This is a genomic window from Salinicoccus sp. HZC-1 (assembly GCF_046736035.1).
In the GTDB taxonomy this organism is placed as follows: Bacteria; Bacillota; Bacilli; order Staphylococcales; family Salinicoccaceae; genus Salinicoccus.
Genome location: NZ_CP177130.1, coordinates 646,682 through 671,870 on the forward strand (window position 1 = coordinate 646,682; position 25,189 = coordinate 671,870).

General features: G+C 41.1%; 21 protein-coding genes. 16 read left to right on the forward strand and 5 right to left on the reverse strand.

Going from position 1 to position 25,189, the window contains the following annotated elements; all coding sequences use genetic code 11:
* Positions 1-3 precede the first annotated feature (3 nt).
* From ACKRAT_RS03345 to ACKRAT_RS03375, 7 genes are all read left to right on the forward strand, one after another.
* Positions 4-1,155: a glycosyltransferase family 4 protein gene (locus tag ACKRAT_RS03345; protein ID WP_411843687.1), complete on the forward strand. Its 1,152-nt coding sequence runs from the start codon at positions 4-6 to the stop codon at positions 1,153-1,155.
* Positions 1,142-1,531 (forward strand): hypothetical protein, encoded by a 390-nt coding sequence (locus tag ACKRAT_RS03350; protein ID WP_411843688.1) that lies wholly within the window; start codon positions 1,142-1,144, stop codon positions 1,529-1,531. Before ACKRAT_RS03345 ends, ACKRAT_RS03350 begins: the two co-directional genes overlap by 14 nt.
* The gene (locus tag ACKRAT_RS03355; RefSeq protein WP_411843689.1) at positions 1,515-2,141 is read left to right on the forward strand and encodes a hypothetical protein; all 627 of its coding nucleotides are present in this window, start codon (positions 1,515-1,517) and stop codon (positions 2,139-2,141) included. Before ACKRAT_RS03350 ends, ACKRAT_RS03355 begins: the two co-directional genes overlap by 17 nt.
* Positions 2,142-4,223 (forward strand): hypothetical protein, encoded by a 2,082-nt coding sequence (locus tag ACKRAT_RS03360; protein ID WP_411843690.1) that lies wholly within the window; start codon positions 2,142-2,144, stop codon positions 4,221-4,223. It begins immediately after the preceding gene.
* 16 nt (positions 4,224-4,239) lie between these two features.
* Positions 4,240-5,148: an ABC transporter ATP-binding protein gene (locus tag ACKRAT_RS03365; RefSeq protein WP_411843691.1), complete on the forward strand. Its 909-nt coding sequence runs from the start codon at positions 4,240-4,242 to the stop codon at positions 5,146-5,148.
* 134 nt (positions 5,149-5,282) lie between these two features.
* Positions 5,283-5,492, forward strand: a complete 210-nt coding sequence (locus ACKRAT_RS03370; RefSeq protein ID WP_411843692.1) for a hypothetical protein — start codon at positions 5,283-5,285, stop codon at positions 5,490-5,492.
* Between the two features lie 7 nt (positions 5,493-5,499).
* A complete protein-coding gene (locus ACKRAT_RS03375; protein WP_411843693.1) occupies positions 5,500-7,650 on the forward strand; it encodes a glycosyltransferase in 2,151 nt (716 codons plus the stop codon).
* 29 nt (positions 7,651-7,679) lie between these two features.
* On the opposite strand, the gene ACKRAT_RS03380 is transcribed toward ACKRAT_RS03375, so the two are convergent.
* Genes ACKRAT_RS03380 through ACKRAT_RS03390 form a run of 3 tightly spaced genes read right to left on the reverse strand, consistent with a single transcriptional unit; the run spans position 7,680 to position 10,042 of the window.
* Entirely contained in the window at positions 7,680-8,102 is a 423-nt protein-coding gene (locus ACKRAT_RS03380; RefSeq protein WP_411843694.1) for a GNAT family N-acetyltransferase, read from the reverse strand.
* An 11-nt stretch (positions 8,103-8,113) separates the two neighbouring features.
* Entirely contained in the window at positions 8,114-8,578 is a 465-nt protein-coding gene (locus tag ACKRAT_RS03385; protein WP_411843695.1) for a DUF2538 family protein, read from the reverse strand.
* Between the two features lie 12 nt (positions 8,579-8,590).
* Positions 8,591-10,042 (reverse strand): LCP family protein, encoded by a 1,452-nt coding sequence (locus ACKRAT_RS03390; protein ID WP_411843696.1) that lies wholly within the window; start codon positions 10,040-10,042, stop codon positions 8,591-8,593.
* Between the two features lie 214 nt (positions 10,043-10,256).
* Between ACKRAT_RS03390 and ACKRAT_RS03395 the strand changes: the two genes are divergently transcribed.
* Entirely contained in the window at positions 10,257-11,426 is a 1,170-nt protein-coding gene (locus ACKRAT_RS03395; RefSeq protein WP_411843697.1) for a glycosyltransferase family 4 protein, read from the forward strand.
* Between the two features lie 37 nt (positions 11,427-11,463).
* Here ACKRAT_RS03395 and ACKRAT_RS03400 read toward each other — a convergent pair whose 3' ends face one another.
* Complete coding sequence (locus ACKRAT_RS03400) at positions 11,464-14,139, reverse strand: glucosaminidase domain-containing protein (RefSeq protein ID WP_411843698.1); 2,676 nt, start codon at positions 14,137-14,139, stop codon at positions 11,464-11,466.
* A 210-nt stretch (positions 14,140-14,349) separates the two neighbouring features.
* Here ACKRAT_RS03400 and ACKRAT_RS03405 point away from each other — a divergent pair, with 210 nt between their 5' ends.
* From ACKRAT_RS03405 to ACKRAT_RS03420, 4 genes are all read left to right on the forward strand, one after another.
* A complete protein-coding gene (locus ACKRAT_RS03405) occupies positions 14,350-15,159 on the forward strand; it encodes an ABC transporter permease (RefSeq protein ID WP_411843699.1) in 810 nt (269 codons plus the stop codon).
* Positions 15,160-15,191: 32 nt separating this feature from the next.
* Entirely contained in the window at positions 15,192-16,100 is a 909-nt protein-coding gene (locus ACKRAT_RS03410) for an ABC transporter ATP-binding protein (RefSeq protein WP_411843700.1), read from the forward strand.
* Between the two features lie 235 nt (positions 16,101-16,335).
* Positions 16,336-17,307: a glycosyltransferase family 4 protein gene (locus ACKRAT_RS03415; protein WP_411843701.1), complete on the forward strand. Its 972-nt coding sequence runs from the start codon at positions 16,336-16,338 to the stop codon at positions 17,305-17,307.
* Between the two features lie 144 nt (positions 17,308-17,451).
* Positions 17,452-20,268, forward strand: coding sequence for a glycosyltransferase family 4 protein (locus tag ACKRAT_RS03420; RefSeq protein ID WP_411843702.1), 2,817 nt, complete (start codon positions 17,452-17,454; stop codon positions 20,266-20,268).
* A gap of 27 nt (positions 20,269-20,295) precedes the next feature.
* Here the strand turns inward: ACKRAT_RS03420 and ACKRAT_RS03425 are convergent, their stop codons facing one another.
* Positions 20,296-21,492 (reverse strand): DUF6270 domain-containing protein, encoded by a 1,197-nt coding sequence (locus ACKRAT_RS03425; protein ID WP_411843703.1) that lies wholly within the window; start codon positions 21,490-21,492, stop codon positions 20,296-20,298.
* 213 nt (positions 21,493-21,705) lie between these two features.
* Here ACKRAT_RS03425 and ACKRAT_RS03430 point away from each other — a divergent pair, with 213 nt between their 5' ends.
* The 4 genes from ACKRAT_RS03430 (at position 21,706) to ACKRAT_RS03445 (ending at position 25,147) form a co-directional block, all read left to right on the forward strand.
* Entirely contained in the window at positions 21,706-22,101 is a 396-nt protein-coding gene (locus tag ACKRAT_RS03430; RefSeq protein WP_411843704.1) for a hypothetical protein, read from the forward strand.
* An 11-nt stretch (positions 22,102-22,112) separates the two neighbouring features.
* Positions 22,113-22,751: an AAA family ATPase gene (locus tag ACKRAT_RS03435; RefSeq protein ID WP_411843705.1), complete on the forward strand. Its 639-nt coding sequence runs from the start codon at positions 22,113-22,115 to the stop codon at positions 22,749-22,751.
* A 25-nt stretch (positions 22,752-22,776) separates the two neighbouring features.
* A complete protein-coding gene (locus ACKRAT_RS03440; RefSeq protein ID WP_411843706.1) occupies positions 22,777-24,030 on the forward strand; it encodes a nucleotide sugar dehydrogenase in 1,254 nt (417 codons plus the stop codon).
* A gap of 112 nt (positions 24,031-24,142) precedes the next feature.
* Positions 24,143-25,147 carry a GW dipeptide domain-containing protein gene (locus ACKRAT_RS03445; RefSeq protein ID WP_411843707.1) on the forward strand — a complete coding sequence of 335 codons (1,005 nt, stop codon included), beginning with the start codon at positions 24,143-24,145 and terminating at the stop codon, positions 25,145-25,147.
* The last annotated feature ends 42 nt before the right edge of the window (positions 25,148-25,189 follow it).

Below are 25,189 nucleotides of genomic sequence, written 5' to 3' on the forward strand. Positions count from 1 at the left end.
TTAATGCAGAAGTATCTGCTGGTCTGTAATGCATATCCGACGATAGAGAAAGTCTATGCGAACGGGTTTTTGCACAGACGTGTCAAATCCTATCAAAAAGCGGGACTCCATGTGGATGTCATTGTAATTACAACGAAAGTTCTTAAAGACAAGTTTTACGATGGTGTCCATATCAAGTACATGGATGAATATCAAATCGCTTCACATTTAAAAGATAATCGATATGAAACGGCAATGTTCCACTTCATAAATGCTAAAATGTTCCACGGCGTAAAAGAACTGCCGAAAGCGAAACGGCCGAATATCGTCGTCTGGCTGCACGGGTTTGAAGCGGAGGCCTGGCACCGGAGATACTATAACTTTCTGGATGACATCAAGAAATTGGATGCACAGCTGGAAAGAAAGGATACTGTCTTTGAAACCCAGCGGGAGTTTCTGCGCGAGATCATGACAAGTGATGAATACAACATAAAATTCGTCTATGTATCTAAAGAATTCAAAGAGCTCTATGCGGACCCCTACACGGGGGTTGTACCGGAGCATTTTTATATCATTCCGAACATCGTGGACGGGGGACTGTTCCCCTACCGTGAAAAAGGGAAGCGGGACCGGCTTAATATATGCAGCATCAGACCGTATACCGCACGGAACTATGCCAATGATCTGACGGCCGACTTCATCCGTAAAATCAGTAAAAAGAGATACTTCAGGAAACTGACCTTCAATCTGTACGGCGACGGTCCGCTGTTTGACAGTGTGACCCAGCCGCTGAAAAAATATGAGAACGTCCATCTGCATAAACGGTTCGTCCCCCAAAACGAAATACCGGATATCCACCGCGAACACGGCGTCTTTCTGGGGCCGTCCAGACATGACTCCCAGGGGGTGTCCATCGGCGAAGCGATGAGCAGCGGGCTCGTGCCGGTCACAAACGCCATCGGCGGCATTCCGGAATTCGTTGAACACGAGAAAACCGGGATGCTGGCCTCAAGGGATAATGTGGATGAAATGATCGCACAATACGACCAGCTGTATAAAAACCCGAAGCAATATTTGGAGATGTCACGGGCAGCTTCAGAAAGTATTCAGCAGCAGGCCGGGGTGGATACAGTGATTAAAAAAGAATTAGAGGTGATTACAAGTGGCTGGAGTTAATTGGGAAAAGGCATATCATGATCTGGAAAGCCATATCGGGCATATTATGAAAGAAACGAGCGAACTTGTAAATAATGCATCTCCCAAACTGAGGATAAATGATGTCCATGTGGAAGAGGACAACGGTAGTTTAAAAGTGATCATTGATGCGACCGGTCACAAAATGACCTATGCCCTCTATCTGACCGACCGGAAGGGGCAGCAGGAAACGATCAAGCTGCCTTATCAGTTATCCAATACTTTCAATCTGGATGTGCCTGCAGGCAGATATACTGTGCAGGGATTTGCAAGGCAGCACGAGAACGACCTGGATATCGTTTCCGAAAAAGTAAGCGTCAACTTTAAAAAGGTGATACAAAATGAGCAGACTGATTAAAGTAACCGATCTGCACTCAGAAGATACACGTCTTATATTAAAAGTGGATGCGCCGGATACGTTCAGTACCGACCTCGAGACGGCGCTCAATGCAGGCAGTCAGCTGTATATTGATATGAATGATCTGAGGCATGAAGAAATAATCCGGCTCGAACAGGAAATTCCATCGGGGAGCTATGATTCCATCAGACTGTTGATCGATCCGGAGCATCTCACTGAAGCGCTGATCGAGGCACTGCCCCGCGTCAGCGGCATTGCGGTCGAGGAGGGGGAATTCATCCTCACACTGGGCACAGAGGGCGATCCTGTTAAAGAACGGTTCAGGACGCTCAAGCGGAATATGAAACTTAAAAATAAGACATATGAAATGGAAATCATCGAAAGCCTGCTCACGGATGCGAGCGCGGAAACACAGAAATACCAGGAACTGAAATCTAAGTTTGACAATCTCAAAGCATCATCGGCCGTGAGGCAGGATGAGGATCTGGAAGAACGGTATCTGAATGTCATGGATAAGTATAAGCAGGCACTCGAGCGGCTGGACAAGCTGAGGAAATCGAAGCTCGGACGGCTGCAGATGGCGTATTGGAATAGAAAGGGGAAACATTAGATGAAGATTGATTTTAAGATCAACATGCAGGATGTTAACTCTGACTATGTCAACAGGGAGCTGGAAGAATTCGCGGCGACACACCCGCCCGGCGTCTCCGTCATCCAGGCTGTGGACATGTGGCATGAGAGTGTAGAGTATAATATCGAGCACTTTCAAAACAGCAACAAACAGCTGATCATCGTTACACAAAATGATGCGGTATATGAAAAAATTCCGGCGCATGCGTTTATCACTCCTGTAAAGGGCACAGTGGAAGATGCGAAACTCTATGTGAACTTCTCCCACTTCATCATCCTGTCGGAGCATCAGAAGATCAGCTTCGATGACTTCGAGGTTTCCTGGCAGAAAAGTGACATCATCCTGTGTGATTTTGAAGACATAGATTCCGTGGATAGTAAAATCTATAAATACTTCCATACCCATTTTGACGCTGCCGAAGCGCATGGGTCCGGCCCCGGATTTTACGATAAGCTTGTCAAAGAAAATACAGTCCTGCTGCCATCAGGCAAATTATTCGTCCATGAATTCAACGGAAAACTGAGCTTCCGGATGAATATATGGCTGCAGCAGCTGCTGGCAATCGCCTCTGTAAGCGGAGAAGTCAAAAAGACGGCCGCTGTGGTGATCCATCATGAGCTCGACAGGGGATTCCCGGAATCTGCGGAAGAACTGCTTCTGGTGATCAGACAGATAGATGATCAGCTGCAGAAGAGATATGACGCCCATCTTGTCGCTTTGCTCAACCATTTCAACAAGCAATTCACCGTGCCCCTTAAAAACAGGGTGGACCGGGGAGAAATCGATAAAGACGCCCTCATCTGTGATATGAAAGCGCAGGGGATTGAAAACATCCACTACAAGGCGCTGAATAAAGGCGACGCAAAAAAACTGGTGCTTGCCTACTGCTTCCCGCCGTATAACGATACGAGCGGCAATGTCATGGCCAAGCGGATTCATGAGTCAGGAGAAATCGTGGATATCATCTCCAATAATATGGATCGGATCCGGACGCGGGACGAGAAACTGCTCAATCTGGTGTCCGAACTGCTTGATTCGCAGATCATGCTGGACGGGCCGCAGGCATTCAGCAGCTGGGGCAGTATAGAAAGCTATATCGATAATGGCTACCAGCAATACTTGAACCACAAAGAGAAGTATGAGGAGATCTATTCACGGGCGATGTTCACGCAGTCCCACTTCCTGGGATATGAAATTAAAAGGCATCATACCGGGGTGAAATGGGTGGCGGAATTCTCCGACCCCCTCCATAAGGATGTGAACGCGGAACTGAGATATGCTCCGGTGGAAGATGACGGGTATATCGAAAGCCTGAAGAATGACCTGGATCCGAAATACCACGCGCTGATCAATGACAATGTCTTCAACCTGTGTGAAGTATTGCCGTTCATCCATGCCGATGAACTGATATTTACGAACACGCATCAGCTGGAGTATATGATCGGACGGTTTGATCCGGAGCTTCAGGCGATTGTAATGGAAAAAGCGACGGTAAGCCAGCATCCCACACCGCCCGAGGCACTGTACGATCTTGTCCAGTCCTACTACAAACTGGATGAGACGACAATCAACCTGGCCTATTTCGGCAACTTCTATGATACACGGGGATTCAGGCAGATCGAACTCGTGGCCAAACAGTTATATGACCGGGGGGTCAACAACTTCAAAATCCACGTATTCACGAATTTGAGGGGCAATACGATGCGGTTTTATAATAACAGTGATTTCAAAGCGTATATTACGCTCAATCCTTACGTTTCCTATTTTGAGTTTCTCAATTTAGCCAACAAACTGGATGTCCTGATGATTTTCGATGCCGAAACGATCGGCATCAAACCGTTTAATCCGTATGTCCCTTCCAAACTGAGTGATTACCGCGGCAGCGACAGTCTGGTCTGGGCATTTACAGAAGCGGGCAGCATACTGGATCAGACAGAGGAAGATAATATCACGATCACGCGGCAGCATGAATACCACGAGTACGGACCGGCATTCGCGGGGCTTGCGGAGCGTTTAAATAAAGAGCTATACAGAGCGGACATGATTACATGCTCTAAATGATATGGATGTGAAAAATATGGAATATAAAGTACGCGTGGACAATGTATCCAAAGTCTACAATGTGACTAAAAACAAAAAGAAACTATGGAATATGATCGTGCCGTTCATGGATAATAAGACCGAGTATTATCAGGCGCTTAAAAATGTGTCTTTTGATGTCGAGCCCGGTGATTCGGTCGGGATCGTCGGGCTGAACGGTTCCGGCAAATCAACATTGTCGAACCTTTTGGGTGGTGTTTCCGAACCGTCCACTGGCACCATCCAGGTGAACGGGGAAGCTTCCCTCATCGCAATCTCTGCGGGTTTGAACATGGAGCTTACCGGGAAGGAAAATATCCGCATGAAATGTCTGATGCATGGCATGAGCGAGCGCGAGATCGACGAGAAATATAGTGATATCGTCGAATTCAGCGAGCTCGAAGACTTCATGAACCAGCCGATCAAATCGTATTCAAGCGGCATGCAGTCGCGGCTCGGTTTCTCCATCGCCGTGCATACGGATCCGGATGTACTGATCGTCGATGAAGCATTATCCGTCGGGGATGATACGTTCGCCAGCAAATGCATCAAGCGGATGGAGGAGTTCAGGGCGGAAGGGAAGACGATCTTCTTCGTCAGCCACTCCATCGGACAGATCCAAAAGATGTGCAACAAGGCAGTGTGGATCCATTACGGGGAAGTCAGGGAATATGGAGACTGCATTCCTGTCGTCGGATTATATGCCCGTTTTGTACGCGGCTATAATGCCAAGCCGAAGCATATACAGCAGCGGTATAAAAAAGCGATGACCGCAGGCCAGCGGATCTTCGAATTCGAAACGCTGAAGGACGATACCAAGTTCGGCATCTGGAACAGCATCCTGCTCGGCGGTGTGTCGATCGCAATGTTCGTCGCTGCATACCTGCAGATCACCGCGCATCTATAAGTGCTGAAACAGTGATTCACGGATGTAAATATTTTGGGATTGCTGTGGTATTTTAATCGAATATTAATGTTTATGTTTTATACTATGGGTGCAACACGCCTATATTTGCGCAAAAGGAATGGAAGTGAGTCAATATGGACCAATTGAGTTATGAAGAATTGAAAAAAATCACCCTCGACAGTCTTGAGCAGGAGGAGCGTGTACTCAGTGAGTTCAAAATAATTGACCAGGAAATGTCGGCGCTGAAAAATGAAAATGCCCGGCTGAACCGTGAACTCCAGAAATATAAGGAATTCTTACCGATAAAAGCGGCTTTAAAAGCTAAAAAGATGATTAAGAAGTAGGGATAAAATGTCTGAACTTAAAATCCGGAAAAGATTGCAGGAAATTGAAGAAATCAAGAAAAGCATCACTTTAGGAAAGAAAACATACAAACAGCCCGAAAACCATGAATTTCCTCTATCTGAAGGCATCAGCGTCATTATCCCTATCCACCGCGGGGAGGAATACATTGAACGGCTGGTTTCCTCCCTGGAACAGCAGACTTTGGATAAAGAACAGTTCGAAGTGATTCTGATATTCAATGGTGAATACGCGAAAACCGAAGAAATATTCAACAATCTGGAAAAGAATAAGAATTATAAAGTGCTCTATACAAAGCAGGGCGTGAGTAGAGCGAGAAATGAAGGCATCAGCAATGCATCCTACTCGAATATCGCTTTTCTGGATTCGGATGACTGCCTTTCGGAAGATTACTTAAAGCATTCACTCACCGAATGCGAACCGTTCACCATCCTGCTCAACCAGCTGTATGATGTGAGGGGGTCCAAAAGTGACGCTGGGTCCAACCACATCAACCGGGAACTGTCGAAGCAGGAGACCTATCCCGAGAGCTATTACGATGTGGTCAAGAACCTGTCCCTGAATGGGGGCAAGGTGCTGCCGACCCATCTGTTGAAAAAGACGAAATTCGATGAAACGCTGAATAACGGGGAGGATGTGCTGCTCTATATGCAGCTCATCTCTGAACATAAACCGCTCGTCAAAGTGAATCCGAATGAAGCGGTATACTACAGATATATGGTGGATGATTCACTGTCCCGGACGAAGTCGAATTATGAGTTCAGCATTACCGACCGGATCGCAGTGCTCGCCCGGCTGCAGGGGTTGTTGAAAGTCGAGGATGACAAGGAGATCCGCACACTCATCATCGACCGTATGCGGGCCCAGGCCGGGTTTATGAACAGGTACTTAAAAGGGCACATGACGGACTACAGACGGGTGGCGGCCGAGGTCGCCCACTTTACCGATGAGTATTTCCCGTACGCGCGGATGAATGAAGATCTGGCGAAGCGGCTGTACATCAGCTATTGCTTCCCGCCGTATTCCGATACCAGCGGGGTGGTCATGGCCAAACGGATCGTCGATGCCGGCTTGCCGGGGGACGTCATCCACAACAATATGTATGATGTGCGGAACATGGATCTGACATTGGAGCGCCTGGCGGAACCGTATATCGCGAACCGCACAGAAATCAATACGACGTCCTCTTTTACAAACAGCAAGTACATCGGTCTCTTTGTCGAAAAATCGATGGAAAAACTCGATATCCATAAATATAAAGAAATATATTCCAGAGCGCTGTGGCCGGCGTCCCATGTACTGGCCTATGAAATATTCAGGCAGCGCAGGGACATCAAATGGATTGCCGAGTTTTCCGATCCGTTGTACAGGGATATAAAAAATAACATCCGCCAGTCCTTCTTCTATACGAAGAAGGATATTAAAGAGATGAAAAGGTTCGTTTCAGCCGCATATCACAAATATCTGGACGGGAATCTTTTCAATATGACGGAAGTCATCCCTTTCCTCTTTGCAGAAGAGCTGGTGTTTACGAATGAACTGCAGCTGGAAGCCATGATAGAGCGGTTCGATGAAGAATTCAAAGAGATGGTCCGGGAAAAAGCGGTCATCGTCAAACATCCGACACTGGATAAGGCATACTATAACTATCAAAAGAATTATGTGGATTTGGATAAAAATAAGATCAATATCGGTTATTTCGGCAACTTCTATGAAACGAGGAATGCGGAAGAGATCATGAATATCGCAAACATCGTCAAATCCGACGGACTCGACGCCAGGATGTATGTCTTCACCAATAATACCAGGCAGGTAAAAAGCCAGATATACTCCAATGGTTTAAAAGACATCGTGACAGTGAGTCCTTATTTGAGATATTTCGAGTTCCTCAGTGCGTCCAAAGATTTTGACTATCTGCTGATCAGTGATGCGCGGACAAATGAATATAAAAGGAGAAATCCTTATCTGCCTTCGAAGTTCAGTGACTATATCGGTTCGGGTACAAACATCTGGATCCAATATGAACCGGGGAGCATGCTTGCCCAAATAAGCGAGGAAGAATCGGGAAGCATCATTTCAAACGAATTGAACGATCTGGAAGCGATTAAAGAAAACCTGTATAAAATCGCACAAAAATAGGGGAATCCAATTTGGATTCCCCTATTGCTTTATAGATTGCGTTCCATATACACGTGGGGGATGCCTGCATCTTCAAATTCATCAGATGCGACATGATACCCCAGTTTTTCATAAAAGCTCGCTGCGTGCTTCTGAGCACCCAAGCGGCTTTTTTCATATCCATAATGTTTGGCATGTTCATGGACGAAGTCCATCAGTCTTCTGCCGAGTTTCAATCCCCGGGCTTCCGGGAGCACCGCCATGCGTTCGACCTTGATCGTTTCCTTGGATAACGGTCTGTATCTTACCGTACCGAGCGGTGTATCATCCTTCAGGAGGATATGAATGGAAAAGTCTTCGTGTTCATCAATTTCGCGGTCCATCGGGACGTTCTGCTCTTCTACGAATACGCGTTTGCGGATTTCCAGACACTGCTCATACTGTTCTTTTGTTTCTGCAACGGTTATTTCCATGGATTCACCTCTTACATCGCATTTTTACGGCGGATTGCCGTGAACTGCCAAAAGATTCTAAGCTGCTCCAGATTCCAGTAGTTGAGCCCCAGAGACAGGGCGGGCTGTGTGTTGAACCGGATGTTGCTGGCCTCGGCCGCTGCCAGTGCCAGGTACTGCATATGCGGTTTGAGCTTTTTAAACGGCTCGGACAGCTTGCCGTCCTGCTTTATCCAGTCCATCGGGAATGTCAGCTCGAATAGATCCACATGCCTGAAAATTTCGGGAACAGCAAGCATATAACATGCTGCATCCACTTCAGGGTTTCTTAATGATTCGCTGAAGTAGCCCTTGATGGAAAGGTACATTTCCTTGTGTTCGTGGTTGAGATAAAAATACTCATCTTCTATCTTTGGCTGGCCGCTGTTTTTAATCTGTTCTTCCAGATAATCGAACATCTCATTGATGTTCGTTTCTTTGTCATAAGTCTTTCTCATTACAATCAGCTCCTAAACTCCATTGTAAGAACGATTCGTATTTTCTTCAAATCCGCCGGCACCTTCATTATACTCTTCCTGGGCGGGTTCTTCATAGTTCTGGCTGTCTGTGCCATCGTTGTAATTCTGGCTCGATTCCCCGTCGTAGTTCTGACCGGCACTGCCATCATCATTCTGGCCGCTGCCTTCAGTGTTGTTCTGTCCGGCACCCTCATTCAGGTTTTCTTGGGAGGATTCCTCCCGGATCGGTTCCTCAGAGGATTCCTCTTCAGTCGAGCCTTCTTCAGTGGTTCCCTCACCAGGCATTTGATCTGCGCCCCCTTGGCCCTCATTGCTCTCTTCAGAGTCGGAGTCCGGAATATCGAAACCATTCCCGAACTGTGGTTCATAGCCTTCCTGCATGAAGTAAGGCGGTTCTTCAGGTTCGAATTCCTCGAGGTAATAGTCTTCTACATATTGATAAGGTGTAATATGATCCATCAGCCTGACGTTGATCAGGTCATAAGGTTCCGGTTTCTCCAAACCGAGTACATCTCTGAGTGTTTTGGAAATCGCATAGAGATGTTCTTCGTTGGCCCAGTAGAAGTAGGCGCCGTTTCCGGGATGCCAGTAGTCGCTGCCGCGTACCTGTGTTGAATTGAACTCGATGTTATTGAATGAATAGTAGGCTGCAAGGCTTCTGATTGTCTTGGCTTTCATATTGTGTTTCGTATTATCAGCAACAACGCCGATCAGCTCATCCAGCTTCGTCAGTGCACCGGTGGACTTGGCTTTGCCGAGGATGGCTTCGACCATTTCCAGCTGTCTCTGACCGCGGCCGAGGTCGCTGTCGACCCTGCGGCTTCTCACCACGGCGAGTGCCTCTTCACCATTAAGTTTCTGTTTGCCTGCTTCCAGTTTGACCTTGCCATCGTCGGTCGAGTTCGGCTCTTCCATGTCGAACGGTACATCGAACTCAACACCGCCGATCGCATTGACCATATCAACGACCGCAGACATGTTCACACGGACATAGAAGTCGACGGGGACATTAAGCAGTGATTCCACAGCTTTCATCGAGCCGTCCGGCCCGCCTTCCCGGTGGGCATGGGTGATTTTGTCGAAGTAGTTCTGCTCAGGGAAGTAAGTCAGTGTATCCCTTGGGACACTCGTCAGTTTCACTTCGTCGGCATCTTTGTCGAAAGTCGCAAGGATCATCGTGTCGGTACGGAAATCATTCGTGTCCATGTTGTTCTTTTCCTTACGGGATTCATTCTCATCCACGCCGAGGATGAGCACCGTGAAGCTGTCCATGGAAGGATCGATATCCCCTTCACGCAGTTCTGAACCTTCCCTGTCCGTCCCTTCAAATGAATCACTCACTCCGCTTTGGAAAGCATTGAACAGGTTGAACAGGTAAGCACCGATAATAACCAGCGCAATGATCAATACGATGATTCCACCGTATAAGAATTTCTTTATCATAAATTTTTAACCTACTTTAATTGGAATTTGGATGGAATGACTTTATACATAACTTTCATTATAATATGATATAACAGTAAAAAGGAATACATATGGAAGCCAATTACATTTATTTTTGAAAACTGTTATTCATAATATAGAAAAATACGGTGAATCACAAGGAATTATATGTTACATCAATATGAATTTTTAATGAAGATAACAGAGGTGCAGTATGAAGCAGGTAACGATGTTTGTCTGGAATAACTTTGTAAACGATGCGCGGGTGCTGAGGGAAGCGGTCGCACTGACGGAAATGGGATATGCGGTCACAGTCATCGCCAAAAAGGAAATGGATGAACTGCATTTGAAATCCGTTGAGACAGCGGCACCGGGCGTAATCGTCAACCGGCCGTTGAAGCCCGAACTGCCGAAGTGCGTGCAGAGCAGAATAAAGTCCGGTGTCCTGAATAAACATATCCCCAATATGCTCACGATGCTCAAGATGATGGCACTCGGCAGACAACAGGATGCCGATGTGTATCATGCGCATGATCTGAATACTTTGCTGCAGGGGATTTTCAGTGCGAAACTGAGGCGGAACCGCAACCCGCTGATCTACGATTCCCATGAAGTGCAGACCAGCCGGACCCATTACAGCTTCGAGAAAATCTATATGATAGAGAAGTTTCTGCTGAAGTTTGTCGATCATGTCATCGTGGAGAACGATACACGGGCCGATTATCACAGACGGCTGTATAAAGAACGGCCAACGCCGGTTCACAACTATTCGGAACTGTATGATATAGAAGCAGTCGAAGCGTATCCGATAAGGGAAGAGTTCGACATACCTGATAACGAGAAAGTCGTACTCTACCAGGGCGGCATGCAGGAGGGCAGGGGGCTGTTCAAACTGCTCGATGCATTCAAAGGTATAGAAGGGGCACGGCTCATCATGATCGGTGACGGGAAAGAGCGTCTCAACCTCATCGATTATCATAAGGAGCTGGGGTTGGAAGACAGGGTACATTTCATCCAGCGGGTGCCGTACAAGGAGCTGAGACGATACACCAAGTCGGCAGACATCGGCATCCAGTTTCTGGAGAACACGAACTTCAACCATTATTCCGCATCATCCAACAAGCTGTTCGAGTACATCATGGCACACGTGTCGGTCATCGGTTCAAAATTGCCTGAGATAGAAGCGGTCATTGAAAGTGAGCAGGTGGGGCTGACGGTGGAACCGGAAAGTACAAAAGGACTGAAAGAGGCGATTCAGAAACTGGTTGATGACGATAAATTGAGAGAACAGTTCAGAGGAAATACAAAGCAGGCAAAACAGAAGTATAACTGGGATAATGAGAAAGATGTATTGAAGCGGGTTTATAAAAGAATAAAGAAATAGGAAAGACCTCCGGTGAATTTACCGGAGGTCTTCGTGTTTAGAAAATATGTTTTGTATAATATCTGCCTTTAATATCGAGTTGATTATAGTAGTTCTGCAGATTTCTTGCGGTCGCGTATGCCCAGTTTACGTCAGTGGCATATTGATAAGTGCCCGGATTCAATGGGTTCCACCTCATGGAATAGAGCGTTGTCTGTCCTCTGTTGAAGTAGTTCTGGGAGATGAAACGTGCGCCGCCGATGATGGCTTTGGCAGGAGTATCCCAGCCCATTTGCTGTGCATAGCGTGCACCGGCAAGAACAGGATTATAATCATAAGCAGCAACACCGTACATATTGTAGTACTTTTTACCGTTGGAAGAAATATTTCCATTTGAATCAAGCCTTACACCTTGAGCGAGTGTACTGGTGCCGTTGCCGGTTTCATGTATTGCGTGAGAAATCAGGTAAACTTCATTGATGCCCTGTGTATTGGCTGCATTTAAAAATGCACTTCCCTGGTTGCTTAAAGTACCTTTACCACTCAGCAGTCTGTTATTGAGTGTTGAACTGGCTATATTTTGAGAGCGGTCCAGGTCAAGGAAAGTGTACATCCAGGTTTCTGAAGTCTGGTGTGATGTGTCCAGGAAGCTAGCAACTTCACTTCTCGTTGCATTTCTCCAGCCACCACCGTTTGCCCAGGCCTGAGGTTTAGATGAAAGGTTCATCTGAGTGTTTAGTACTTGATTGAATGACTGATTGTATCTAACAGTTTTAACAGATGGTGAAGGCGCTACTGGTGTATACTCTTCAAGTTTGCGTTTTTCCAACCACCCATAATCATTCCCTAATTTTCCATAATAATAAGTGTGACTGCCCAATGTAAGCATTTTAGTGGTTTGGAAAGTATCGTTCTCATATGTCCCGAGTTTTTTGATATGCTGCTTTTCAGTTCCCCAAGGATCTGTTAAGAGATAACTCTGCGTACTATTCACCCTGAAATCTTCTTTATGTGCTTTTGAATCGGAAAGGTTCCAGGTATTTAAGTCTGCTTCTTTCATCCAACCCTGCATCGCGCCATCATAGCTGGAGTGAACCTTGTAAAATAGTTCACCTGCATATTCTGCCTGTTCTTCGATGAAGATGGTTTTATCCAATAAGAAATTAGCGGATACTGAATCCGGCTTAAAAACCGGACTGCGTAAGCCAGAGTTATTCGAAGATCTCAATTTGGCAGCAAAGGATGCTTCAGAATAAACAGGAGCTTCATCAAGACTGTGCATTTTTCTCTCTTCCAACCATCCGTAATCATTCCCTAATTTTCCATAATAGTAAGTATGGCTCCCCAGGGTAAGCATCTTAGTGGCACTGAAGGTTTTATCTCCATATTCACTGAGTTTTTTGATTTGTTGTTTTTCGGTTCCCCATGGGTCTGTTAAGAGATAACTCTGTGTACTGCTCACCTTGAAATTTTCTTTATGTGTTTTTGAATCGGAAAGATTCCACGTATTTAAATCCGATTCTTTCATCCATCCCTGCATTGCACCATCATAGCTGGAATGGACCTTGTAAAATAATTCACCTGCGTATTCTGCCTGTTCTTCGATGAAGATGGTTTGGTCCAATAAGAAATTAGCAGATACTGAATCGGGCTTAAAAACCGGACTGCGTAAGCCAGAGTTATTCTGAGATCTCAATTTGGCTGCAAAAGATGCATTTGAATATTGTGGATGAATATCTGCAGGTTCTTTTGCCATTGTTGCGAATGTAGCAAAAGACGTTTCCTTTAATTCTTCATCATTGTCTTTGATTTCTCCAGTATTTTCATTAGAGCTTACTGAATCCAACTGTATTTTCTCTGAAGTTTCATCATCCTGTGCTATGTCTGCTTCATTATCCTCAGTTTTTTCAGCCGTTTTCTCATCAGTGGATTTTTTATTCGCTCTAGATAATTTTTGAATGTCCTTTTTGTTATAGATTTCAAATTTTTGAACATCGTCTCTTTCTGAAGATTTTTCTACTGAAGCTTCTTCAGCATGTTTAGAGGAAGTATTTTTATCTTTCCCTCTTTCGGATGCCTTTAATTCAGTTGTTGTTCGTGTGTTTCCACGTTCTTGTATGATATTGTCTTCGGTACTATCTTTTTCATTAGAGAGTTTATATGCTTCGGTCGAGGCATGTTTTTGCTCCTGATTATTTTGAGTCTGATTGAGAGATTTGTCTTCATTTATGTCGATTACATTGTTATCATCAGCTACAACATCTTCAGTGAGGATATCAGCATCTTCATTTTGTTCTGAATTTTCTTTTTCATTTTTATATTTCGTTTGGGTTTGATCGATAGAAGTGCTGTTACTTTCTGTTACAGTGTAATCTTTTGCTTGAGAAGCGCCTTTTATCTCTGGGGTAGATGCATTTTCACTTGTCTTATTAGAAGTATTATCTTTTGTCTCGTTTTGATTACCAGAATTATGTACTTTTTTATCGTGAGTTTCATTTCCCGGTTCAGTTATCTGATTTCTTTTATCTTCGAGTTCATTGGTTATGGCAGGCTGGATATTTCCCTGCACATCATTATTTTCTGCTGATTTATCAGGAATAGAAATATTTTCTTCAGTAGTAGTTTCAAGAGAAGGAGAATCTACATGCTTCTCTTCTGCATTTACCTCACCATTAAGACCAAGCAATGAAAGAGTGACCACTGTAGGAACAATTAAACGGTTTTTGTACTTCATAGGAACCTCCTTTGTTATATAATTTTATTATATAACTATATACCTAAAGAAGGTATTGTTATTTTGTAAAGATTTTATGAGTTCGGCACGACTTTTAAAATGATGTGATATAACCTGTTACCTCTATATAATGGTACGATGTTAATAATAATAAAATAATGATATAATGGCTAAGTTATAGATAAAGTTTTGATGGATTGAGGCATCATAATGAATAATATATTTAAAATTCTAAAAGAACAATGGATACATAGAAGATTGATTATCGGTCTTAGTGTTTATAGCTTAAAATCTCAATATGCAAATCACTACCTGGGATTATTCTGGAATATATTACAACCTGCAATGCAGGTACTCTTATATTATGTAGTTTTTGGTTTAGGGCTGCGTGGGGAGCGCGGTGATGTTGGAGACTTGCCATTCATTGTCCATTTGATCAGCGGTTTATTCCCTTGGCTTTATATATCATCAGGAATCAATGCTGCTTCAGGAGCAATCCAAAGCCAGATAAGTCTGGTGACTAAAATGAAGTTTCCATCCAGTACTTTAATATCTGTGTCTATTGTAAACAGTTTAGTGAACCTGATTATAACCACTACAATATTGTTGGTAATAAGTATTATCAATGGATATTCATCGCCCATACATTATTTCAGTTTCTTCTACTTTGTATTTGCATCAGTGGCGCTGATCTCAAGCTTCGGGCTGATAATGTCTACGCTGGTGATATTGGTAAGGGATATGAAAAATGTGCTCCAGAACGTTATTCGCATGTTTTTCTTCCTTACACCAATCTTCTGGTCAATAGCAGAAGCAAATGCTTTAATGCATACAATTTCTTCCTTCAACCCAATGGCTTATTTAGTAATGAATTACAGAACTGCTTTTGTTCTCGAGGGAACACCTTTGTATGGTGATATGTCTGATCATATTTATTTTTGGTCAATCACGTTGTTCCTGTTCTATGTAGGAGTCAATATTCACTACCGATTCAGAGATAAACTAGTGGATTATTTGTAATTTTAATCGATCATTCAAAAAGGACGGTTCAAATGGAGTATAAAGTCAAAGTTGATAATGTTTCTAAAATCTATGATCTGAACAGAAGTAAATTATCTAAAATAATTTCATTGTTTACATTGGGACATTTTAATAAAGAGAAGGAATTCTATGCTTTAAGAAACATCGACTTCGAAGTACAGGCTGGGGATTCTATAGGGATTATTGGTTTGAACGGTTCAGGAAAATCAACTTTGTCTGACTTGCTGGGGGAGGTGACTGTTCCATCAGATGGTTCTATAGATATTAATGGAAGAAGTTCGTTGATAGCTATTGGGGCAGGTCTGAATCAGGAGTTGACAGGTGAAGAAAACATACGTATGAAGTGTTTAATGCACGGAATGAGTAATCGTGAAATTAAAGATAAGTATGATGATATTGTAAATTTCAGTGAATTGGGTGAATATATAAAGCAACCAATCAAATCATATTCCAGTGGAATGCGTTCGAGACTCGGCTTTGCCATCGCGATTCATACAAACCCAGATGTTCTCATTGTGGACGAAGCCTTGTCTGTAGGAGACTCTACTTTTGCGGATAAATGCTTGGACCGTATGAAAGAATTTCAGCAGCAGGGGAAAACGATATTCTTTGTTTCCCATTCTGCAGGGCAGGTTGAAAAAATGTGTAATAAGGCTGTTTGGATTCAGTACGGTGAAATGAAAGAGTTTGGTGATGCATTGCCGATCGTAGAGAGATATAATGAATTTATCAATCAATATAAATTGCTTACCAAGGAAGAGCAGTTACAGTATAAAGAAAAAATGATGAAAAAACAGAAGGAAAAATCAAGGAGGACGAAACCGAAGAAGGATAAAGCGCCGTTGTCAAGTTTAGTTCCGGCATTTATACTTTTCTTGTTCGCACTTTTTGGTGTGTTTTTCCAAATCATTAATCTTTAAAAATATGAGATAAGTTAGGGTTTTTATGAAGATATTACTGATTACGCAAAATTTCTATCCGGAAATCGGTTCAGGAGCAAACCGGTTTAAAAATTTATATTTACAACTTTCCAAAATGCATGATGTAAAAGTTGTAACGACAATACCGAGCTATCCCAATAAACGAATGTACAATGATGAGAAGTATTGGAATGAAGACGCAATAACAAGCTCCAATGACATTCTGAGGATACCAATGAGAATTGATAAGCAAGCTAAAAGCATGTATTCTCGTGTCGGTTATTATCTTGAACTGGCATACAAAGTCAGACATTTCGTGAAGAGTTATCAGAAAGAATTCGATGTTATATATGTAACCTCCCCCAATATCTTCCTGCCATGGGCAACTTTCTTTTTCCAGAAAAGGGTTAAATCGGTAACCAAAGTGCTGGAGATAAGAGATTTATGGCCGGATAGTGTAAAAGATATAGAAAAACTGCCGGTCGATACTTTTTGGCCAATTTTGAAATACTTGGAGAAACACATGTACAAGAAGGCGGATAAGGTAGTAATCAATAATGAAGGATTCAGAGACCACATAACAGAAATGACGCCCAAGAAACCTGTTTTCTTCCTCCCCAATGCTTTTAATAATGATGAAGTGGCTTTTGAATCACCGGGCAGTGATTTCCAGGTAATGTATACAGGAAATATCGGACATGCCCAAAGCTATGATCAATTGGTAGAAGTGGCGGAAATGCTGGAAAAAGAAAAAATTACATTTAATATAATCGCATATGGTGCAAATGCACCAGAATTTAAAGCTTATGTTGATAAAGAGAACTTCAGTTTTATCAACATCTACGGAGAAAAAACAAGAGATGAGTGCCTTTATCTAATAAGGCAGCATAATGTTCAATTATCCCTTTTAAAAGAAACAGACGTTTTTCTTAATGTTCTTCCAGGGAAAGTGATTGATGGAATAGGCAGTGGTGTACCGGTGGTTACTAATCTTGGTGGTTTTACTAATGCTTTGATTAATGATAATGAAGTAGGTATTGCGGTTGAAAAGGGTTCGTCCTCTGAGATAGTAGATGCCATTAAACAAATAAGAGATGATAAAAAGATGGAAAATAAATTCAGAGAAAATGCAAAAGAGTTATTGAATGAAAAATTCCTTTGGGAAAACAATATCAAAAGTCTTACCAGTTTCATTCAAAATAAATAAGCGCTTCTGACAATGTAATAAGTATAGCCGTCAGAAGTGCTTATTTTTTAGGGTTCTGTTGTAAATATTAGGGTTTCTATGTATATAATAATGTATTATGCTTATAATACATTATAAACAGCGCACATACTAAGGGGAAATACTATGACATACATATTGGGTATAATTTCTTATGTGGCCTTACAGTTAAACTTTCAGTCTGTATCCAGGTTCTTTCTTCGCAAGAGTCTGACTAAAAAGACCGGGAGTAAAGAAGGCGGTATAAGTATTTATCTGAGAAAATCGAACCACTCAATGTTATTGCATCAGATTAATAACATGAATTTAAACAGTGATTATAAAATGTTTCTCAACGCTCTCATTTACAGGCATGAAAAAAAATATGTAGAAGCATATAGAATGATCGAGAACATTGAAAATCAGGATGTGTTGAATTTAAAAATTAAATTACTTTATGATTTAAAGATGTTGGAACCCATAATAAGCCTTTCAAATAAGAATATTGATATACTTAAATATTTGAAAACTGATCAGCAATCCAATCTGGTCAGTTATTTAGTGAGCAGAAATCTTTATGATGAAGCTGAGCAGCTGATTCAAATTACCGACCAGGACAAAGATCTGTTGATAGAACAGTTTGAAGAAGATAAGAGCGATATATACTACAAGTACAGTTGGAGACAGTATGCATTAAATTTTTTAGGTATAAAAGATACAGTGGATGTAAATCTTATGGAAATAAAAGAAAAGATAGACACTCTGAACCCACAGATGAAAAAACTGGGATACACCTTTGTGGTTAACGAGTATTTCAGGAATGAAATTCACTTGGAGATTTTAAAAAATGAGTATGTGCCTTTTCTGAAAGAAAATAAGGATCTCTTTCAATATATTGAATTTGAAGCGCTTCATACATTTAATATCACTGATGATTCCAATGACGATAAGAGCCTAAAACTCCAAAGGATACTTAATTATTATCATTCCAATAATTTTTCGGAACAAATGCTGAAAACTGTTTATCAGTTGATTCCTCAGGTTAACTTGAATACTCAGCATATCATGTCTCTCAGAAGGATGATAATGGATCAACAGCTTGTTTTGGAAGATGAAAAATTCAGCAGGTTATTAAAAAGAGACCGTCGGCTCCATGTAATATTCCATTATCCACAATTTTTCATCAACAGCGCATTAAATAACGAAGTGGACAGCTTCATCCACCATCGATTTTCAAAACGTGAACAGAAACGCATTTATAATATCGTAATAAAAAAACTGCTCCATTTTAATATGAGAATTGAATTGCCAGGTTATTTCATAGAATATCTGAAAATCACCTCATCAAAAAGAATGTCCAACGCCCTTGTGTTGGGGAGATACTACTGTTCACTGAGTAACCAGAAGGATCTTGACCGACTGGTGAATAGTAAGCAAAAAGATAAACAATTTAAACTTAGAACACATTTTGCCAAGTACTATTTTCAGCTTAAAGAATATAAGTTGTCATTAGAAGAAACGGAGAAGGCAGCGAAGATCAGACCACATCATCATGATGTAATCAGGTCGTATATAAGAAATCATCATGTCGCAGGAAATATTACAGAAAGATACAAAAACATCAAACTGATGAAAAAATACTACCCTGCACGTTTATTTCCCGGTGAGTATCAAATGGCTTTACAGGAATTCCAGTTGTTGAATAATGAATGGCAGCTTCCCATATCGTTGAGAGATAATGGAGAAATTGAACCCAATGATAAAAAAGTGCTCTTCGTACTTAATAAGGCATTACCAGTTACTAACGGATATACAATACGTTCAAATGAAATCGTTAAAAGAGTCAGAGAGTATGGATACGAACCTGTTCTGACTACAAGATTGGGATGGTCACCGAAACATGAAGGTTATGCAATTCCAGATACGGATATTAATAATATCAAGACATACTATATAGACAAGTCGGATAAGTATTTAACGAATAAGACGCCTCTTAACGATTATTTTAATGTATATGCTGAAGAAATACTCAATATAATCAAAGAGGAAAAACCTGAAATCATTCATGCGGCTTCGAACTTTCAAAATGCGTTGCCTGCATTGAAAGTAGGTAAGATGCTCGGTCTGAAAACAATATATGAGGTGCGAGGTTTATGGCACCATACACAGACTTCGAAAAATCCTCTTTTCTATAAATCCGACAGATTTAATCTTCAGGATGATTATGAAGTGTTATGCTGCAGTATTGCTGATGAGGTCCTTTGTATCAGTGAAAGCCTTAAAGAATATCTGATAGGCAAGGGTGTTGATGAGGATAAAATAACTGTTGTACCCAACGGGGTGGATACAGAAAACATGGCTCCTTCTAAAGCAGATCACTCCATTGTTGAAAAATACGATTTGCAGGATAATATTGTGTTGGGGTTTATCGGTTCAATCACAGTATATGAAGGTATCGACTTCATCTTGAAAGCAATCAAGAATATTAATGATTCTAAAAAACTTAATAAAAGATTAAAATTTTTGATCGTTGGAGAAGGTCAATATTTACCACAATTACAATCTTTAGTAACTGAATTAGATATCAGGGATGATGTTGTTTTCACCGGGAAAGTTCCACATGAGCAGGTTTCAAATTTCTATTCTGTTATAGACATTACGCCATTCCCGAGGACAAGAGAACTGGTGTGCCAGCTCGTCACACCGATTAAAACATATGAGGCTATGGCGATGGCCAAAAAAGTAATTGTGAGTGACGTTTCTGCTTTGAAAGAGATGGTAATCGATGGAGAGAATGGCACTTATTTTGAAGCGGAGAATACAGAAGCTTTGGAAAAAGCGATTATAGAAATATCAAAAAACGAGAAGATTGGATTCCATGCAAGAGAATGGGTCGAAACCAATCGAGATTGGGAAGTTCTTTTAGAGACTATCATAAGTATATATGAACAAAGAGAGAGCTGAAGATCAGCTCTCTCTTTGTTCATATCTTTAGTCTTTCTGAGATAAATATCTCTCCATAGTCTTTAAAAATATTTGTTTAGGTTGTATTTCTCTATCATCTATATCGGCTGAGGTATTAACATCAATCATTTTGCGGAAAACATATTCAAACAACTCAATTTTAAACAGAATTAATTCCTCATCTATCCCATTTGACTGTATTATTGTAATACCGCTGTATCCTTCCGGATACTTAAATGGATTGCCAACTATTGCATTGATATTTTCATGTTCCAACACATAATCCAACATCCACATATCAGAGAAATCGGGCATTTCAACGTATTCAATCAATCTTTCCTCTAATATCGATGAAGGATTAAATTTATAGGTTTCAGAAAACCTGGGATTTACAGATTCGTCTGTCAGATTTACACGGATACGATAATTTCCTTTTTCTTTTAAGGTGAATTTATAGAATCTCGAGGTCGTCGGTTCTGATATTTCCCATGAACGTCCATCTTTATAGAGTTCATAGACATATTCCCGTTCTTCAATATGGTTAATGAAAACAGACAGTTCATTCTCTTCCAGCTTTTCATCAAACAGCATCTGATTGTAATAATTATCAGATGTAAACTTTTTCAGGTTGAAGTTAATGGGATCATAGTATTCTATAGGTGAATTAAAGTAAGATTTCCCTTCTGGCGGGTCAGGAAGCGTCAGTACCAGGTGGTTTTCAAATTCTTTTTGTATCATCTCATAAAGCGCATTAAGGAAATCAGAATCCAGACCTTTCAGATCATCCGGTTTAATAATGATGATTTTTTCATATTTATTCAGGAAACTGAAAATCTCTTCTTTGTTGTCTTGAAATGCGCGAAATTTTTCTATGTGTGATAGATTAGTGTAATCAGGAGTATCTTTTAACAGTTCCATTGAGGACTGATTAAAATAGCCCTGGTTAAACTGACATACTGTATTCAGTTCACTTAACAGATCAAGAATCAATATTTCAGATTCAGATGTTTTAAAGGACGTAAACAGAGATTTATTGAAATCACGGAAGGCTGTAGAGATGATATGGATATCGTCTGTTTCAAGATCTACCATATCCACAGGATAGGGTGTAGAGATTAATGACAGCAGGCTCTGACCGCTGACAAAGTTATTTATTTTATAGGGGAATTTTTTAAATTCGGTAAGTTTTTTAATCATTTCACTTCCGATAATATCCACTTTCATATTTGCACCTCTTAATTATTAACTATGAATTTTAAAATGACATATATAATAGTATAATATATTATGAACGATGACTAGGGGAGAAATATAATGTACTTTTTTAAAAGAAACTTCAAAACTATTATTTTGTATGTTCTTGCCATAGGTATAGTTGGTACAATTCTTTCTTTCCTCATGGTAGGAAATACATATGATTATAAAGAATACTATTCTTTGTCGGAACCATTTTCTACAACACAGGAAGATGAGCTTTCGATTAAATTGAATCAGGAAGTGAATTCCCAATATGACGAACGTCCAGTATCTATTGGTTACTCTGCAGAATCACAATATTTGTCACTCAATATTGAGTCGATATCCAGAGATGATGTTTCCTCAATTAAAAACCAATTCGAAGCTCTGCTGAATGGTATGGGTGTAGAATACGAAAAAGGAATCGATGTAACCATTGAGAGTAACTCAAATACTTTCGTAAAAGTCTTCATTATTGTTGCTTCGCTTATTATAGGAATTATACTGGGCTTGATCCACGGACTTCGGAACAGACGTATCGAAACAGATGAGGATGTTAAATATTATTTGGATGAAAAAACATTGGGGACTTTTTAGGAGGCAGACTGATGAGAAGAACAGGTAAAGCTGTAGAAGAAGTGCATGATTTGGAACCTCAAATATTGGATGCTTTATATAACTCTGCCAAATCAATCCTTAATGTGAGCGAAAAAAGAGAATTGGGGACGGTTCTGTTCACTTCCGTCAATGATGACGAAGGAACGATAACTGCTGCTTCACACATAAGCTATATACTTACACAGCTCGAGAAGAAGGTGCTGCTTGTCAATTTGGATTTAAATAAACCTGATGGTCTCAATTATTATTTCGAGACCAGTCGAGACAGGAAGCTGATTGAAACTATCAGCGCTTCTTCTTATTTGAGTGAAGCCATCCAGCAGACACAGTATGAAAACCTGGAGGTAATCACTATCGAGGACGTTGAGGAGCCGGCATTTATTGATATTTTGAATACCAAAAACATCAAAGCGAAACTGAATCCTTTGAAAAACTATTATGATTTGGTGCTGTTGATCGGGCCGGAGGCAGAGCAGTTCGAACATTACTCCAATATTTTTGAACTTGCTGAGAGTGCGGTAACGGTTTCAAAAGATGAAACAAGTGATTACAGGAAAGTGAAACGCCATATTGATAAATTAGGGCTTTTTAATATGGTGTCTTTTGGTATAATAAGAAACAGCAAATAATATTTAGAAAGCAAGGTGTCTTTAAGTGAAACTAACTACTATTGGTCTTGGCTATATAGGTCTTCCAACTTCAATCATGTTTGCAAAGCATGATGTAGACGTACTTGGTGTCGATATTAAACAGGAAGCAGTGGATAGCCTGAACAGTGGTCAAATCCATATCGAAGAGCCAGGTTTACAGGAAGCATTGGAAGAAGTGATTGAGAAGGGTACTTTCAAGGCGGCAACAGCGCCTGAAGAAGCGGATGCATATATCATTGCTGTACCGACCCCAAACAAAGACGATGAATTCAAATCATGTGATATTTCCATTGTAATGTCCGGTGTGAAAAGTATCGTGCCACTTCTGAAAAAAGGAGATACTGTCATCGTTGAATCTACAATCGCTCCAAGAACGATGGATGACCATGTTGCTCCATACCTTGAAGAACAAGGATTTAAAATTGGAGAAGACATCTTCCTGGTACATTGCCCGGAACGTGTGCTGCCGGGACAGATCATGCATGAGTTGATCTACAACAACCGCATAGTTGGCGGAATGACACCTGCTTGTGTTGAGGCTGGTAAAAAAGTATACGGTACTTTTGTACAGGGTGAGATGATTGAGACAAATGCGAAAACTGCGGAAATGTCCAAACTGATGGAAAATACCTACCGTGATGTCAATATTGCTCTGGCAAATGAACTAGCTAAGATCTGTAACGAGTTGGATATCAACGTCCATGATGTTATTGAAATGGCAAACAAACACCCCCGTGTAAACCTTCATACACCTGGCCCGGGTGTTGGCGGTCACTGCCTTGCAGTGGACCCTTACTTCATTATTGCCGAAGCACCGGAGAAATCACCGCTCATAAAATTGGCGCGTGATATCAATGTCTCCATGCCGCAGTATGTTGTAGACTACACTAAAGAAATTCTCGAAAAACTTGAGGGCGACAAAGTCACTGTCTTTGGCCTAACATATAAAGGCGATGTGGATGATATCCGTGAATCTCCAGCCTTCGACATTTATGAACTTCTCCGAAAAGAAGAAGACTTGAACGTTGTCGCATACGATCCGCATGTACAATTGGATTGGGTGGAGAAAGATGTTAAGAAAGCAGTAGCTGACAGTTCACTTGTACTTGTCCTTAGTGATCACAGTGAATTCAAAGAAATGTCCGATGCAGACTTCTCCACAATGAAAAATAAAATCATCTTTGATACTAAAAATGTTATGAAGAATGACTTTGAAGAAGTACAGTACTATAACTATGGAAATATTCAAAAATTATAATCTTAGGGAGATAATATTTTTAAGATTAGTTAAAACTGCAGGCAAAGTTCATAATGGAACAGGTCTGCGGTTTTTTTATAGAGTTTTACAATACATATGAGGGGTGCAGACAATGGAACACAAGATGGATAACTTTTTTAGGCATATCAGAGACTTTGATATAAGCCATTATGTATGGATTTATGAGAATGGAAATAAACCAATTCTTCAATCTGTACAATCGATGAAAAAATTAGGAGAACTCAAAGATTTTCAAAAGCAGATTTTAAGAGTGATATCACATCGTAAAATTAAAAATAAAGATTTCTATTATCTTGAACATGAAGGAAATGAACTAGGATGGGCAGAGCTTAAGACATCGATCGTCGTCTACTCCAAGCCAAGAGAACATGTCAGGCTGAATCTGGATAAGTTTATGGAGGAACAGGAGAAGCAGATATTTGTAGTCTCAAAAAATAATCTGCGTCTTCTTAAAGATCAGATGCTGGACTCCCGGTTCATAATGATTAAAGATGGAATCCAATATGAGGCATTATTCAAAAAACACAGGCTGCAGGGATGGTTCTCTTCGGACACACTTGTACGATCTGAGAAAACGGAGATTCCTGTAACGGATTATACAGATGAGTTTAAATTATACGAATTTAATAACTTAACAAGTGAAGTTCGAATTGATGAGAAAAAAATATATCCAATTACAATTGTCCATATGTTCAGGGATATTCAACTGGCTAAAGTAAAAACCGGCATGGGTAACTATTGGGCTGATATGAGTCATTTAGAGTATGACAAAGAAAACCTGTCTCAATACGCGCCACCTTATACATTTGATGAAACAGTGGTTTATGATCTGATCCAGAATGTTTCAGAAGAAAGGCAGATGACTCTTTCATTGGTGGAACGGCTGAAGAGTCAGTTCAGGGACACGGAGATAGAAATAGAACCTCAGAATAATGAAGAAGTAAATGAAATGACAATAGACCAGGATTTCGAAAAGCTTAGAGAAGATCTGGCAGCTGAAAAAGATAAAAGGGAAAGAATCGAAAAAAGGTATAAAAACCTGAAAAATTCATTCTTTGGAAAAGTGCAGACGAAATATTGGCAAATGAGAAAGTAGGTGGAAGTGTTGTCTTCAAATAGTAATGAATCTGTATTACCT